This is a genomic window from Pseudoclavibacter sp. Marseille-Q434, from assembly GCF_050315415.1.
Classification (GTDB): domain Bacteria; phylum Actinomycetota; class Actinomycetes; order Actinomycetales; family Microbacteriaceae; genus Pseudoclavibacter.
The window spans coordinates 25795-41232 of record NZ_JBNPQH010000002.1 but is presented as its reverse complement, the minus strand read 5'-3'; the positions used below and the strand labels follow the sequence as shown (position 1 = coordinate 41232).

Here is a 15438-nt window from a genome sequence, read left to right as displayed (position 1 = left end):
ACTCACGGTGGCTGCTCCCTGGGGGTGGTCGGATGTGCGGGGTGCACAATGTAATAGTTGTGGCCGCAAGTATGTATGTGAAGGTCACAAAATGATCTCACGTACAATGACGCCGGTCGTCGAACCCGAGGAGAGCCGCAATGGCAGACAAGAACCGCGAACACATTCAGAAGCTTCGCGAGGAGGCGAACGCCATCCGCAAGCAGGAGGAGGCGCGCGCCCGGCGCGGTCGCGTGCTCACGCAGGTGGGCATCATCGTCGGGGCCGTCGTCGTGCTCGGTGCCATCGTGCTGCTTGCCGTCTTCGGCTCGACCTGGTTCGGCAAGAAGATCGAGCTGACCGCCGATGGCACGGTGGCGGTGCAGCGCCTCGACGGTTCGAGTGTCGAGCAGCCCATCGAGGTCGTCGACAACTCGGCGATCGTCGTCGGTGCAGCGGATGCCCCCGTCAAGATCGACTACTACTACGACTACTCGTGCCCCCACTGCGTGGACTACCACGAGCAGACTGGGGCGGTCTACAACGATCTCGTCGCCGCAGGTGACGCCCAGGTGACCTACCACGCGATCAACATCGTGGCCCCGTACGGTGCTGAGGCCGCCGCGGCGATCGCGTCCACCGTCGCCTACCAGCCGTCCGCGTTCTTCGAGGTCCACGACGGCCTGTTCGGAATCCCAGGCCAGACGCAGACCAGCTGGGGTCCCGCTGACTACGCATCGGCGCTGAGCCAGCTCGGTGTGACGAACGAAGAAGCCCTCGCCGCGGCCACCAACGGCGAATTCTCGGGGTGGGCCGCCGCGAACACGGCTGCGTCGCGCGAGGCCGGCGTCTCGGGAACCCCGAGCATCTTCGTCGACGGCGAACTGCAGCAGACGCCCCCGACCGTCGAGACGCTCATGGCGCTCGCCGGCACCGCGAACGCCGGCGAGTAGCGGCGGCGCACGATGACGAGCTCCCCTGAGACGGCAGAGGCCGGCGCGGCGGACGAGCAGGGCGGCGTCTCCCGCCTGCCCTGGCTCGTGCGCACGCCGCGGAACGTTGCGTGGGCGCTTGTCGTCTTCGGCGGCGTGGGGCTCCTCGCGAGCTTCTTCCTCACCGTGGAGTACATCCACAAGCTGCAGGCGCCGAACGAGGCGCTGGTCTGCGATCTGAGCATCTTCGTCACGTGCGGTCCGGCCATGCAGTCCTCAGCTGGCGCGATCCTCGGCTTCCCGAACATCATCATCGGCCTCGTGACGTTCGCCGTGACGGTCGCGATCGGAGCTGGCATCTTCGCGGGTGCGAGCTACCGTCGCTGGTTCTGGGTCGCCTTCCAGGTCGGTCTGGTGGGCGCCGCGGCGCTCGTCAGCTACCTGCAGTGGTACAGCGCCTTCGAGCTCGCGCGCCTGTGCCTCTGGTGCATGATCATCTGGGCGGCGACCATCCCTCTCGTCTCGACGGGGACGATCTTCAACCTCGTGCACGGGCACCTGGGTGCCGGCGCGAAGCGAGTGGGGGAGAAGCTCGCACCGTTCCTCGTGACGATCATCATCGTCTGGTACCTGGTCGTCGTCGCGGTCGTCTTCGCGGGGCTCCTCCCGTACTTCGCCATCTAGGCGCACGCAGCGCGTAACGAAGAACCCCGGTCCGAACACGGACCGGGGTTCTTCGTTACGCGCTGCTCAGTGCTGTGCGCGCGTGGAGAGAGGCTCAGGCGATCTTGCGCTCTTCGGCCAGGGATGCTCGCGCTGCGAGGTCAGCCGGGCGAGGGGTCACCGTCTCGACGAGGTCCTCAAGCGACTCCTCGGGCTTGAGGAACGACTCGATAGCCTTCTGGCGTTCCGCTTCGCTCGCAGGAGCGAGGCGCACCGGCGCTTCGTCGCCTGCTTCCAGCGCTGCGACGGTTCCCAACGTGTTCTGGATGCGGCGCACGAGGTCGGCGACCATGATCTCGGAGAACATGGCGTCGTCGCCCGGCTCGCGGTCTGGGCGCCATTCGAGGCGGTAGCGGCCTTCGGCCCCGAACATGTCGTCGAGGAGGAGGGTGAGCTCCTCGCGGGCCTCGTCGCTCATGATCGCGCTGGGCTCGAGCAGGCGCGGTGGCTCCAGCTCGCTTCCCGGGCGCTCGAGGCCGGAGAAGTTGGGGTGGCCGCCCAGGGGCATGGCCGGGCGTGCCGACGGTGCGGATGCAGCGGGGATCGGGGCCGGGATGGCACCCATCTGATGCTGGGGGAGCGACGGCAGCGTCGTGGCCGTCTGCTGGGGGGTGGGCTGCGTCGAATCTGCGATCGACGTGGCTTCACCCTCGGGGTGTCGCCGCTTGCGGAACCAACCGAACACGGAGTCCCCTTTCTGCACCTGGATTGTGAGCTCGTGAACCGGGACAGGTCGTCTGCCGCGGATTGAGACAGCACTAGTCTCACGGCGTTCGTGCGGCGTGTCGACAGACACGCCGCACGACGCTCGGATTGTTAGTCGAGCTCTAGCTTCTTCTGGTTCGCGTCGTCCATGACGGCGCTGATCGCCAGGGCCGTGGAGATGCCCCAGGCCAGCCAGACGAGCACTGCTCGCCAGCGCTTGGTCTCCATCGAGGTCTGTCGGACGACACCCACGATGCCGAAGACCGAGGACAGGATCGCGCCGTTGGTGAGGAATTTGCGCATGGGTTCCGCTCCCTTGTGCCGGGGCCGCGTCGTTGTGATGCCGCCAGCGTTCTGATTGACGTCGTCAGGGTAGCGGTGTCGTCTGGCCATCCGATGAAGTGTGGATGCGATCTCGACGCTGCGCGGAGGTGGGGTGCCACGGCTGAGCGGCGGGACATTCTCGTATTCGCGGCGTCGAGAGGCGTTCGGGTCGTCCTCGACTAGTGGAATTGGTCCGGGCCAAGTTAGCGTGCATTCATCATCCGCGCGAATGCGCGAGTGATGTCGGCAGCTGCACACCCCGGTGCAGCTGTGTCCCCTGACGCAAGGTCTCATCGATGAACCCTCCCTCCCTGCCCAGAACCCGCATGGACTCCAACCCCGACAAGCAAGCCGGGCTCACCCGGCGAGGGGTGCTCGCCAGCACCGCCTGGATCGCGCCCGTGCTCCTGACGGCGACCGCGGCTCCACTCGCCGCCGCGTCGACGTGTCAGTCCCCGTCCGGCCTGTACAGCACGCGTGCGGGAGCGCGCCTGCTCCACGGGTCGCTCGCCGGTGTGTCATTGAACGCGGTCACGGGTCTCACCGGCTCGCAGGCGAGCAACAGTGCCGGGTCCCCGCCGATCGTCACGGTGGCAGGGCCCGCCACCCTCGCCCCGCTCAGCGGCGCCGCCGCTGTGCTCAGCGGAATCCTCACGCTCGCCGATGCGAACCTCGGCGTCGTCCACCAGTTCGCGCGCGCGAACCGTGACGGCGGTTCCCTCGGCGCGGTCGGAGCCGTGTCGGACAGCGGCAGCATCACCCTCAACCCCGATCCCTACGCCGCACCCGATCTCGCGCGCGTCGAGCTGAAGGGGCTGCTCGAGAACCTGGCGGGCGCCCCCGCGGCGGATCTCGTCGGTGCGGTCTCCGATGTCGCTCTTGTCGTCGGCGCCGTCGGCGCTCGCAGTGAGATCGCGGATCCGTGCGCCGAACCGGTCGCCCTGCGTCAGTACCTCATGAGCCATCTTGCGCTCGAGCTCTCCACGCCAGCGGCCGGCGCGCTCGTCTCCGCGCTCACGGCCGCTCTGCCGACCCTCGCCGTCGACACGTCGCGAATCCTGGGGCCGCTCTCGTCGATACCGTTGCTTGGCGGGATCTTCGACGCCGCCAACATCTCGGTGTCCGTGTCGATCGCCGCTGACGCGCTCCTGCAGCCCCTGCCCGGCGACGGCTCGGCCGCGCTGACGCTGGATGCCGAGGCCGGGACGGCCTCGCTCGACCTCTCGACCCTCTTCGGAGGGCCGTACGTCGCGGGCACGCCGGGGTGGCTCAACGGGCTTGCACCGAACACGGCGCTCTTCGCCTCAGGGTTCCCGGTGTCGGCCGTCTCGACGATCCTGGACCAGTGGGTCTCGGCACTGCTCGCTCGGCTTGCGTCGAGCGTGGCCATCACCGTGACGACGGGTTCTCTGAAGCTCTCCGGCACGCTCGCGCAGTTCGCGAGCGGCACGGCGACCTTCACCACCGGCAACAGGCTCACCGACCGGCTCCTCGGCGGGCTCATGGGCGGTGTCATGGTCGCGGTCGCGGGGAGCGTCGAGGCGGCGCTCGAGGCGCTCCTCGACCCAGCAGGGGTCCTCTCGGTCGAGCTCACGGCCATCACTGACCTCCTCTCTGCCGCGCTCCTCCTGCTCAGCGATGTGCTCGCCCTCACCGTCAACGCGCAGAACCACCTCCCCGGTTCGCTGCCCTCCGCGTCGACGGTGCCAGGCCAGTTCGAGGTCACCGCGCTCCACGTCGGCGTGATCGGCGCGGCTTCGCTGCTGGACCTCTCCATCGGTCATGCGGTCGCCGGCCCCAACGTGCCCCGCGCCTGAACCGCGGGGGTGAGCTGACCGGTCAGGATGCGCCCCGCTCGCGCATCCTGACCGATCGGTTGAACTCTGACCGTTCGGTCAATAGACTGCTCGCGTGACCGAGCAACCGCAGCCGAATCCCGAGCCCACGCAGCCCGAGCATCCTCGATCGGCGTCCCGCCAGCATCCGACCGACCTGCTCAAGCAGGCTGCCCTCGTCGAATTCGCCGCGCACGGCTACGAGGGCGCCTCGCTGCAGGAGATCGCAAGCAAGGCCGGGTACACGAAGGCCAACCTGCTCTACCACTTCGGCTCCAAGCAGGGCCTCTTCGAGCAGGCCGTGCTCGAGGCCCTCGGCGCGTTCGAAGAGCTCGTCGACTCCCTGCAGGACCTCGACATCGGCACCGAGGACAGGCGCCTCGTCGGCCCCTTCGTCGACTTCCTCCTCCAGCACCGCCTGGCCGTGCACATGTTCGTGAACCACCGCAGCACCGGTGCTGGCGAGTTCATCGCGACCCGAGTCGACCCCATCATCGAACGACTCGTCGCGGCGTTGTCCGAGGACGACCCGGACCGTGCGCTGCGCATCGCCATCGGCCTCGCGGGCGTCACCTACTGCCTCGCCAACGAGAACATCCCAGGCGAGGCGCGGACGCAGGAGCCGACACGCGACGAGCTCGTCGACGCGCTCACCTTCATCTCGGCCACGCGCCGCTAGTCGACAGGCAGACACCGCACTCATGGCCCTTCTCCTCTTCCGCATCTCCCGCGGCTCATACCGCCACCCATGGCGTGTGCTCTCCGCCTGGCTCCTGCTGCTCGCGGTCGCCCTCGGCGTCGGCGTCGCCGCGGGCGGAACCCTCAAGGAGTCCTTCGCGATTCCGGGCACGCAGTCGCAGGCGGCGCTCGACCGCCTCGGCGAGGTGTTCCCCGAAGCAGCCGGTGCCAGCGCCAGCGTCGTCGTCGTGACTCCCGCGGGCGACTCCGTCGACGACGAGCCGTACCGGAGCGCCATCGACGCCGCGTCCGAGCGCATCGGCGAGCTCGACGGCGTCAGCCAGGCCCTCTCTCCCTTCTCGGAGTACGCGACCGACGCCGTGTCGGACGACGCCGAGGCAGGCATCATCCGCGTCCAGTTCGACGGAACGAGCGAGGACATCAGCGACGAGCTCATCGCCGACGTCACCGAGGCAGGCACATCGCTCGAGGACTCCGGCCTCCAAGTCGGGTTCGATGGGCAGATCTTCCAGAACCTCGAGTACGGGCTCACGCCGACCGAGATCGTCGGCGTCGTGTTCGCAGCGATCGTGCTCCTCGTGGCGTTCGGGTCGGTGCTCGCCGCAGGGCTCCCGCTCGTATCCGCCATCGTGGGGGTCGGCGTGACCATGGGCGGCATCCTCTTCGCCGCGAAGTTCGTGGTCGTCTCGAGCGCCACCCCCCTGCTCGCCGTCATGATCGGCCTCGCCGTCGGCATCGACTACGCACTCTTCGTCGTCTCGCGCCACCGAACGCAGCTCGCGAACGGCATGGACGCCGAGGAATCGACGGCGACCGCCGTCGGCACGGCAGGCAACGCCGTCGTCTTCGCCGGAGTGACCGTCATGATCGCGCTGCTCGGCCTCGTGATCGTCGGCATCCCGTTCCTCAGCGTCATGGGCATCGCCGCGGCTGCCGCCGTCTTCACCGCCATGGCGGCCGTCATCACCCTCGTCCCCGCGCTGCTCGGCTTCGCGGGCGAGCGGATGCGCCCCAAGGCCGGCTCGCGCGCGTTCCGTCGCGAGACCGGCGCAGATGCGAAGCCGACGATGGGCCGCCGCTGGGTGCGGCTCGTCATGAAGGCGCCGCTCCCGTTCGCACTCGCCGTCATCGCCATCCTCGGCACGCTCGCGATCCCGGCACTCGACCTCAAGCTCGCGCTCCCGTCCGGCGCATCCGAGCCCGAAGACAGCGTGGCGCACATCGGCTACGACCTCGTCGCAGAGCACTTCGGACCAGGCGCCAACGGGCCACTCATCGTGATGGTCGACATCACGCAGGGTGACAACGAGACCCTCCTCGACGACCTGCAGCTCATCGCCGACCGCGTCGCGGACGTCGACGGGGTCGACACCGTCGGCGACCCGCTGCCCAACACGACCGTCGACTCCGCCATCATCCAGGTCGTGCCCTCGACGGGCCCGGACGACGACGAGACGCTCCGAGTCGTCGGCGAGATCCGCGACCTCGGCGACGAGCTCGAAGCTGAGACCGGCATGGCGACCTCCGTGACCGGTGCGACCGCCATCGCGCTCGACATCTCCGACCGCCTCAACCAGGCGCTCCTGCCGTTCGCGGCCGTGGTCGTCGGGCTCAGCTTCTTCCTGCTCATGATGGTGTTCCGCTCGATCCTCGTCCCGCTCAAGGCGGCCCTGAGCTTCCTCCTGAGCGTGTTCGCCGCCTTCGGCGTCGTCGTCGCGATCTTCCAGTGGGGGTGGTTCGCCGACGCCCTGCACGTCGTGCCCGGCCCCATCATCAGCTTCATGCCCATCCTGCTCATGGCCATCATCTTCGGGCTGGCCATGGACTACGAGGTCTTCCTCGTCTCCGGCATGCGCGAGGCGTACGTGCGCAGCGGCGACGCGCGGAACGCCGTCGAGACGGGCTTCGCGAACGGCGCACGCGTCGTCACCGCGGCCGCGCTCATCATGTTCTTCGTCTTCGCCGCCTTCGTGCCCGAGGGAGCCGGCGTCATCAAGGCCATCGCCCTCGGGCTCGCCGCCGGCATCTTCTTCGACGCCTTCCTCGTGCGGATGACGCTGGTGCCCGCCATCATGGCGATGCTCGGGAAGCGCGCCTGGGCCCTCCCAGCCTGGCTCGATCGCATCCTCCCCGACCTCGACGTCGAGGGCGAGCACCTTCGCCACTACCGCCAGAACGTCGAGTGGATGCGCGAGCAGCCCGACGGCATCGCCATGGGCGAGCTCGTGGCCGGAACCGAGACGACGGCCACGCGCCCCGTGACAGGTGGCATCGAGCGCGGCGGTGTGCTGCTCGTGGAGGGACAGCTCGCCGAGCGGCGGCTGCTCGCGGCCACCCTCGCGGGACGCATCGAGCCCGTCGCCGGGCACGCCCACGCGCACGGGCACCTCACGCCAGGCGACGAGAGCGCCCTCATGCGACGCGTCGCCGTCGTGGACGCCTCGACGCTGGACGCCAGGTCGGCGGAGCTCACCGTGGGTGCCCTCCTCGAAGAGCGGCTGCGCCTCGGACGCGGAGCCACCGGGGGACCGGTGCCAGCCGCACTCGTCGACCAGGGAGTCGCCGAGGTCTCAGCAGCCGCGGCCAGACTCCGCGACGGCTCGCCCCGCGTGCAGGCCGGCACGAACCTCGGCGAGCTCCGGCCCGCATCGAGGGGCGTCGCCTTGGCGCGCATCGCGCTCGCGGAGGACCCCGAGGTCCTGATCGTCGATCTCGGCCCAGGAGCCGAACCCGAGGTGGCAACCCGCCTCGCCTCCTCCCTCCTCGCGGAGGTGAGCACGCTCGCCTCACCCGACACGACCATCGTGCTCGGACTCCCCAGCGGACTCGACCCCGCCGCAATCATCGGCAAGGTTCGACGTCCCGCTGGGCGCATCCGCCTCGACGCCGCGCCGGGCGCATCCGCCGACGCATCCACATCCACGCACGCCGCAACCAGCACGCACAAGGGAGCACTCGCATGAGCGCCGCCGTCCTCCACGCCGTCACGGCCGACCGCGGGGCGCTGCGCCGGCGGCGCCTGCGCAACCTGCTCGTCGCGATCCTCGTGCCCCTCGTCGTCGCCGGCGCCTACTTCGCCGGCCTCGCCGGCGCAGAGGCCCGCACCTCGGCGATCCCCGCCATGATCGTGAACAACGACCAGCTCCAGACCCAGACCGCGCCGGACGGCACCGAGACGACCGTCATCGCGGGCCGGCTCGTCGTCAGCGCGCTCACCGATCCCGACACGGCGACCGGCTTCGACTGGCAGCTCGCCAACGCCGACACCGCGGCGGCGGCACTCGAAGACGGCTCGGCGTACGTGGTCGTCACCATCCCGGAGGACTTCTCCGCTCGCATCACGGGCATCGCCGACGAGGGGGCGACCCCCGCCACGATCGACGTGACCACCGACCAGTCGCACGACTACCTCTCGCCCGCCATCGCCAACGGGCTCGCCGATGCGCTCACCGCCCAGTTCGGCACGCAGGTCACCGAGATGGTCGCCGTTCAGCTCTTCGACGGTATCGGCCAGACCGCGACCTCCCTCCGCGACGCCGCCGATGGGGCATCCCAGCTCGCCGACGGCGGCACGCAGCTCGGCACCGGCCTTGCCCAGTTCGCCGACGGCCAGAGCGAGCTCTCGACCGGACTCGTGCAGAGCGCGGACGGTGCCAGCGAGCTCTCGACCGGCGTGAGCACCTACGTCTCCGGCGTCAGCCAGCTCTCAAGCGGCATCACCCAGTACACCGGCGGCGTCGACCAGCTCTCCGCGGGCATCACGCAGTACACGAGCGGCGCCGACCAGCTCGCGGCTGGCGTCGGCCAGCTCGCCGCGCAGACGCCAGGACTCCGCACCGGCGGACAGCAGCTCACGGACGCGGGCACACAGCTCGAGGGATACTCGACCGCCGTCACGCAGGGCACCGCCACCTACCAGGAGCAGATCCGGCCGGCGCTCGTGGCCCTCAACGACTCCACGGACGGCCTCGTCGCCTGGTGCGCGGCCCTCGCCGACACGACGTTGAAGACCCAATGCGAGACCCAGATCGCTGGCCTCGTCGGCACGACCGGCGGCGTCGACGGCCTCGTCGAGACCCTCGACGGGGCTACGAGCGAGCTGACCGCCGTGACCGACGGAGCAGACGACCTGAAGACGCTCGGCACCGGCCTCGTCACCCTGGCGGACGGCATCGACCAGCTCAACACCGGCGCCACACAGCTCTCGGCAGGCTCCAGCAGCCTCACCACGGGCGCCTCCGACCTCGCGACCGCGGGCGACGAACTCGAGAGCGGCGCATCCCAGCTCATCACCGGCGGAACCGAGCTCGAGACCGGCGCGAGCGCGCTCGCCACTGGTCTCGGGCAGCTCCGCGACGGGCAGCAGCTGCTCGTCGACGGAGTCGCCCCCATCCAGGAGGGTGTCGGCGAGCTCACCTCCGGCGCGAGCCAGCTGTCGACCGGACTGAGCGACGGCGCCGCGCAGGCGGAGAACGCCGTCGGCGATCCGGACGCGCTCGCGGAGGTCGTCGCCAACCCGGTCCAGACGAACCAGACCATGCAGCACGAGGTGAGCTTCGGCGAGATCCTCACCGCGCTCATCCTGCCCCTCGCGCTCTGGCTCGCCGCCCTCGCGACGACCCTCATGCGCCGCCTCGTGCCGACCGAGGCCTACGCGTCGATGGCGACGAACGGGCGCATCCTGCTCGACGCCGCGAGGCGCATGCTCCTGCCACTGGCCGCAGTGCTCTTCGCGGTCATCGTGATCGCCCACGGATTCGTCGGGGTGCCCGTGACCGCGGCCTTCGCGACGCTCGGCCTCGGCGCACTCTGCGCGCTCGCCCTCATCGGCCTGCACCTGCTCTTCACGACGCTCTGGGGGCGCCGGGCGGCAGCAGTCGCATCGATCGGCCTCCTGAGCATCCAGGTACTCGCCATGCGGGGGCTCGTGCCGCTCGAGCTGAAGTCGCCGTTCGTCGAGATGCTCTCCGGGCTGCTGCCCGGAACGCACCTCGCCGCGGGGCTGCAGATCGCCTACTCGGGAGGAAGCGCCTCCGGAGTGGTCACGGCGGCCATCGGCATGCTCGTCATCGCCGCGGTGTCGTTCGCGGCGGCGAGCCTCGTCATCGGACGTCGGCGTCGCTCGAAGCCGTCACTCGTGGCCGGCCTCGCCGCAGGGCGCCGCGAGCTCGTCGCCGCGTAGACCCCGCGTCTCGGGGCAGCGTCTCGGGATGGAGAAATCACTTCGTTGGGGGAAATTTCCCGCCACGAAGTGAGGATTCCAGCCCGAGTCGGGCGTTGTGGCTGAGCCGGGTGCTCGCCGTCGCCGCGTAGACCCCGCGTCTCGGGGCAGCGTCTCGGGATGGGGAAATCACTTCGTTGGGGGAAATTTCCCGCCACGAAGTGAGGATTCCAGCCCGAGTCGGGCGTGGGCGGCTAGACCTCGTCGGGGACCGGGCGGCCCAGCTGCAGGTGATCGTGCGCGAACGCGACGGTCTCGCGGAGCATGCGCAGTCGGTCGGCCTCGTTCTTCGCCTTGCGCGTGTTCACCTCGGCGACGACATGGCCCGACCAGCCGATCGAGGCGAGGTACTGCAGCGTCTCGGCGACGGGCTGCCCTCCCTCGCCGGGCGCGAGGTGCTCGTCGAAGAGCTTGTCGTTGACGTCGGGCGCCTGGCCGTCGCAGAGGTGGATGTGCCGCAGTCGGTCGCCGGCCGCCTTCGCCATCTGCAAGGAGTCGCGTCCCGAGAGCGCGGCGTGCGAGAAGTCGAGGGTGATGGCGTCGCAGTCCATGTCGACGGGGTCGATGCCGGGCTTGTACGCCTGCAGCGCCCGCCCGGACACCTTCCACGGGAACATGTTCTCGACGGCGATCTCGGTGCCCGTGTCTGCGTTGATCTCGCGGACGATCTCGAGGAAGTTCTCCGCGTATCCCGACTGCCACCGGAATGGCGGGTGGACGACGACGGTGGAGGCGCCGATGTCGCGGGCGAGCTCGGCGGAGCGCTGCAGCTTCGTGCGCTGGTCGCGGCCCCACACGAACTGCGTGAAGAGCAGAACGGGGGCGTGCACGGCGAGCACCGGGAGCTGGTACTTGTCGATGAGGCGCTTCAGCGCATCCACGCTGCGAGATGTCTGGTCGGTCGAGATCATGATCTCCATGCCGTCGAAGCCCGCGTCCCTGGCTATCTGGAACGACGTCTCGACAGACTTGGGGAACGTGCAGGAGGTGCTCATGCCGACGGTGATCATTTTCCGGAGATTACTCCCCCCGGCTGTCCGAAAGGTGACGGCGGCCGGAGCGCCTCAGGCGAGACGGTACTCGAGCTCGGGCCGCCCCGGGGTGCCGTACCTGGGGGTGCGATCGGCGGCGGAGGTGTCGACGAGGTGCTCGAGGTAGCGGCGCGCGGTGACGCGGGAGAGTGCCAGCTGCTCGGACAGCTCCTTCGCGGAGATGCCGGTTCCCGCCTCGAGGGAGCGCAGCGCGGAGATGACGCTCGCGAGGGTCTCGCTCGTCAGCCCCTTGGGGAGGCTCGCGTGCGGTGTGGCCTGTCGGAGGGACGCGAGAGTCTGATCGACCTCATCCTGGCTGGAGACGACGTGGTCGAAGAGCCCGGCGCGGTACTCGCGCAGCGCCTCGAGCTTCTCCGCGAACGTCTGGAACGTGAACGGCTTGAGCAGGTAGTGGGCGATGCCGAGCGAGACCGCCTGCTTGACGGTGGCCGCCTCGCGCACGGCCGTCACGGCGATGATGTCGACGTCGTGACCTTCGGCCCGGAGTCGCCTCGCGACGTCGATGCCCGTCGCGTCCGGCATGTTGATGTCGAGGAGGACGACGTCGATGCGCTCGGTGTCGCCGTGGGCGGATGCACGGACCGCGAGGAGCGCGGCGGACGCCGTGCCCGCGACGGCGACGGTGCGGAACCCCGGAAGGCGGTCCACGTAGGAGGCGTGCGCCTGCGCTGTCAGCGGCTCGTCGTCCACGATGAGCACGTTCAGTGGCGTCGCCTGCGTCGCCCGCTCACCGTCCATTCGCGGCCTCCCAGTCGCGCGAGGCCCCGGCCTGCGCTGTGTCCGGGGCACGCAGCGGCAGGCACACCGTGAACGCCGACCCGTCGACCTCGATGCTGCCGCCCGACCGGCGCACGGCCTGCCGCACCAGCGCGAGCCCGACCCCGCGCCCCTTGCCGGGCTTGCCGGATACCCCGAAGTCGAAGATGCGGCCCAGGAACTGCGGATCGGGCCCGTCGCCGCTGTCGCTCACCTCGATGAGCACCTCCCCGTCGAGCTCCTCGACGAGCACCCGCACGGCTGGGGCCGGCGTCGTGCGTGCCGCGTCGAGCGCGTTGTCGATGAGGTTGCCGACGATGGTGATGAGGTCGCGAGCGGTGGCGCTCGCGGGAACCCGCTCGGGCAGGTGCAGCTCGAAGCGCACATCCATCTCGTCTGCCTGCGCCGACTTGCCGAGGAGCAGCGCGACCAGCACGGGGTCCTCGATGGCTCGCACGAGCCGGTCGGCGAGCTCCTGGCTGACGTCGAGCGTCGAGCTCGCGAGCCGCATCGCCTCCTCGGGGCGGCCGAGCTCGATGAGCGCGATGATGGTGTGCAGCCGGTTCGCGAACTCGTGCGCCTGCGAGCGGAGCGCCGCCGCGAGCGTCTGCGAGGTCTCGAGCTCGCCGCTGAGCTCCTCGATGCGGGAGTGATCGCGCAGCGTGACGACCGTGCCGGCCGAGCGCGGTGCATCCTGACCGGGCCCGCGCGTCACGACGGCTTCGCTGTTCACGACGAGCACATGCCGTTCGGTGACGACGATCTCGTCGACGACCGCATCGCTGCGGAGCATGACCTCTCGCAGGATCTCAGGAGCGGCCAGGTCCTTGACCGGAACCGGGGCGGCCCGCGGGTCGAACGGCGGCAGGCCGAGGTACTCGCCGGCGACCACGTTGGCGAGCACGATCCTGCCCTTCGGGTCGATGAGCACGAGCCCCTCGTCGATCGACCGGAGCACACCCTCGTAGTAGGCGAACATGCGGGCGAGGTCCTCGGGGCCACGGTTGTCGGTCACCCGCCGAAGGTAGCGGCTGAGCGCCCAGGCTCCGGCGCCGCCGATGAGGAGGGCGCCGAGGGCCGACCAGAGGATCAGGGCGATGCGCGACCCCGTCGCGACGTGCGCGTTCGACACGGTCACACCGGCCGACACGAGGGCGACCACCTCGCCGTCGTCCCAGATCGGGGCGACGGCCCGGACAGACGGGCCGAGCGTGCCCGTGTAGGTCTCCGTGAAGGTCGAGCCGCCGAGCGCCGTGTCGATGTTGCCCTGGAACAGGCGCCCGATCTCCTCGGGGTTGCGGTGCGTGATGCGCACGCGGTCGGTGTCCATGATCGTGATGAAGTCGACATCCGTGGAGTCGGAGATGACGATCGCGTACGGCTGCAGCGTGCTGCTCGGGTCGGCGGTCTCCAGCTGCTCGACGACGAACGGGTCGTGGGCGATGGTCTCGGCGACCGCCAGGCTGCGCAGCGCCGCGTCGTCCTCTGCCTCGCGCCGCGCATCCGCCCACACGATGACGACGCCGAGCCCGGTGAGCGCGAGGATCGCGACGAACTGCAGCACGAAGAGGCGCGTCGCAACGCTCCAGCTTGCGAATCGCACGGTTCCTCCTCGTCGTCGATGAGCGTGCCGCGTCGGATCTCGCCGCTGCGGGCGCGGTGAGAACAGTATGAACGCAAGTCGCGGCAGTTCTGCCGGTGAGCGGATGCTCGATCCATCGCTCCCGACGCAGCTCGCGTCGGATCTCAACGGAGAGAAGAAGGCAATGGCGCTCACATCTCAGGACACCAAGGCTCCGCGCAAGCGCGGGATCGACAAGACTCACTGGCTCTACATCGCCGTCATCATCGCGGTGCTCGCGGGCATCACCGTCGGCCTGGTCCTCCCGGAGTTCGGGAAGGCCCTCAAGCCCGTCGGCGAGGCGTTCGTGGCGCTCATCAAGATGATGATCGCCCCGATCATCTTCTGCACGATCGTGCTCGGCGTCGGCTCCATCGCGAAGGCGGCGACGGTCGGCAAGGTCGGCGGGCTCGCGCTCCTCTACTTCATCACGATGTCGACCTTCGCCCTCGCCATCGGCATGGTCGTCGGCAACTTCATCCACCCGGGCGAGGGGCTCAACATCGCGAGCGCCTCCTACGAGGCCGATGCGTCGAAGAGCGAGGGCACGGCCGACTTCCTGCTCGGCATCATCCCGACGTCGCTGTTCTCGTCGCTCACCGACGGCAGCATCCTGCAGGTGCTCTTCGTGGCCCTGCTGCTCGGCTTCGGCCTGCAGAAGATGGGCACGAAGGCGGCGCCCATCATCGACGCGATCGCGCAGATCCAGGCGCTCGTCTTCCGCGTGCTCGGCATGATCATGTGGGTCGCCCCGGTCGGCGCGTTCGGCGCCATCGCCGCGGTCGTCGGAGCGACGGGCATCGACGCGGTCATCGCGCTCGGCACCCTCATGATCGCCTTCTACATCACGTGCGCGCTCTTCATCGTCGTGGTGCTGGGCACGCTGCTGTGGCTCGTCGCCCGCGTGAACATCTTCAAGCTCATGAAGTTCCTCGGCCGCGAGTACCTGCTCATCGTCTCCACCTCGTCGAGCGAGGTCGCGCTGCCCCGCCTCATCGCGAAGATGGAGCACGTGGGCGTCTCGAAGTCGGTCGCCGGCATCACCATCCCGACCGGGTACTCGTTCAACCTCGACGGCACGGCCATCTACCTGACGATGGCGTCGCTCTTCATCGCCAGCGCGATGGGCACGCCGCTGTCCATCGGCGAGCAGGTGTCGCTGCTGATCTTCATGATGATCGCCTCGAAGGGCGCCGCCGGTGTCACCGGCGCCGGCCTCGCGACGCTCGCTGGAGGCCTGCAGGCCCACCGCCCCGACCTGGTCGACGGCGTCGGCGTGATCGTCGGCATCGACCGCTTCATGTCCGAGGCTCGCGCGCTCACGAACTTCACGGGCAACGCCGTCGCGACGGTGCTCGTGGGCACGTGGACGAAGGAGATCGACAAGCAGCGCGTCGACCTCGTCCTCAGCGGGGGCGCCCCGTTCGACGAGGCGACCATGAACGAGGACGTGCACGGCTCCACGGATCACTCCCGTGACGCGAAGAGCCAGCAGGTCATCGACGAGGAGCGCGTCACCGCGTAACCTGCGCCGCTGCGCCGCTGCCTACCGGCAGACCTGTGGGGTGTGCATCCGCTTCGAGAGAACCGG

12 protein-coding genes are annotated in these 15438 nt (G+C 69.5%); 7 read left to right on the top strand and 5 right to left on the bottom strand.

What is annotated here, in order from left to right; translation table 11 throughout:
• Positions 1–140: 140 nt before the first annotated feature.
• Both ACQFZP_RS07110 and ACQFZP_RS07105 read left to right on the top strand, forming a co-directional pair.
• Positions 141–932: a DsbA family protein gene (locus tag ACQFZP_RS07110; protein ID WP_104311077.1), complete on the top strand. Its 792-nt coding sequence runs from the start codon at positions 141–143 to the stop codon at positions 930–932.
• A gap of 12 nt (positions 933–944) precedes the next feature.
• Positions 945–1595, top strand: coding sequence for a vitamin K epoxide reductase family protein (locus tag ACQFZP_RS07105; protein ID WP_104311078.1), 651 nt, complete (start codon positions 945–947; stop codon positions 1593–1595).
• A gap of 94 nt (positions 1596–1689) precedes the next feature.
• On the opposite strand, the gene ACQFZP_RS07100 is transcribed toward ACQFZP_RS07105, so the two are convergent.
• A complete protein-coding gene (locus ACQFZP_RS07100) occupies positions 1690–2319 on the bottom strand; it encodes a hypothetical protein (RefSeq protein WP_146080732.1) in 630 nt (209 codons plus the stop codon).
• 131 nt (positions 2320–2450) lie between these two features.
• Positions 2451–2642: a hypothetical protein gene (locus ACQFZP_RS07095; protein ID WP_068476980.1), complete on the bottom strand. Its 192-nt coding sequence runs from the start codon at positions 2640–2642 to the stop codon at positions 2451–2453.
• 317 nt (positions 2643–2959) lie between these two features.
• Between ACQFZP_RS07095 and ACQFZP_RS07090 the strand changes: the two genes are divergently transcribed.
• The 4 genes from ACQFZP_RS07090 to ACQFZP_RS07075 all read left to right on the top strand — a co-directional run bounded on the left by ACQFZP_RS07090 (position 2960) and on the right by ACQFZP_RS07075 (position 10379).
• Entirely contained in the window at positions 2960–4480 is a 1521-nt protein-coding gene (locus ACQFZP_RS07090) for a choice-of-anchor G family protein (RefSeq protein WP_146080733.1), read from the top strand.
• A gap of 94 nt (positions 4481–4574) precedes the next feature.
• Positions 4575–5177, top strand: coding sequence for a TetR/AcrR family transcriptional regulator (locus ACQFZP_RS07085; protein ID WP_179557210.1), 603 nt, complete (start codon positions 4575–4577; stop codon positions 5175–5177).
• A 22-nt stretch (positions 5178–5199) separates the two neighbouring features.
• The gene (locus ACQFZP_RS07080) at positions 5200–8160 is read left to right on the top strand and encodes an MMPL family transporter (RefSeq protein ID WP_104311083.1); all 2961 of its coding nucleotides are present in this window, start codon (positions 5200–5202) and stop codon (positions 8158–8160) included.
• A complete protein-coding gene (locus tag ACQFZP_RS07075; protein ID WP_211890802.1) occupies positions 8157–10379 on the top strand; it encodes a YhgE/Pip domain-containing protein in 2223 nt (740 codons plus the stop codon). Before ACQFZP_RS07080 ends, ACQFZP_RS07075 begins: the two co-directional genes overlap by 4 nt.
• A gap of 233 nt (positions 10380–10612) precedes the next feature.
• Here the strand turns inward: ACQFZP_RS07075 and ACQFZP_RS07070 are convergent, their stop codons facing one another.
• From ACQFZP_RS07070 to ACQFZP_RS07060, 3 genes are read right to left on the bottom strand one after another with little or no spacing between them, the layout of a single operon-like run.
• Positions 10613–11428, bottom strand: coding sequence for a sugar phosphate isomerase/epimerase family protein (locus ACQFZP_RS07070; RefSeq protein WP_179557213.1), 816 nt, complete (start codon positions 11426–11428; stop codon positions 10613–10615).
• A gap of 54 nt (positions 11429–11482) precedes the next feature.
• Positions 11483–12208, bottom strand: a complete 726-nt coding sequence (locus tag ACQFZP_RS07065; protein ID WP_179557214.1) for a response regulator — start codon at positions 12206–12208, stop codon at positions 11483–11485.
• Positions 12198–13829: an ATP-binding protein gene (locus tag ACQFZP_RS07060; RefSeq protein WP_211890801.1), complete on the bottom strand. Its 1632-nt coding sequence runs from the start codon at positions 13827–13829 to the stop codon at positions 12198–12200. The genes ACQFZP_RS07065 and ACQFZP_RS07060 overlap by 11 nt, the downstream gene beginning before the upstream one ends.
• Positions 13830–13992: 163 nt before the next feature.
• On the opposite strand from ACQFZP_RS07060, the gene ACQFZP_RS07055 reads away from it, so the two are divergent.
• The gene (locus ACQFZP_RS07055; protein ID WP_104311304.1) at positions 13993–15372 is read left to right on the top strand and encodes a cation:dicarboxylate symporter family transporter; all 1380 of its coding nucleotides are present in this window, start codon (positions 13993–13995) and stop codon (positions 15370–15372) included.
• Positions 15373–15438 lie beyond the last annotated feature (66 nt).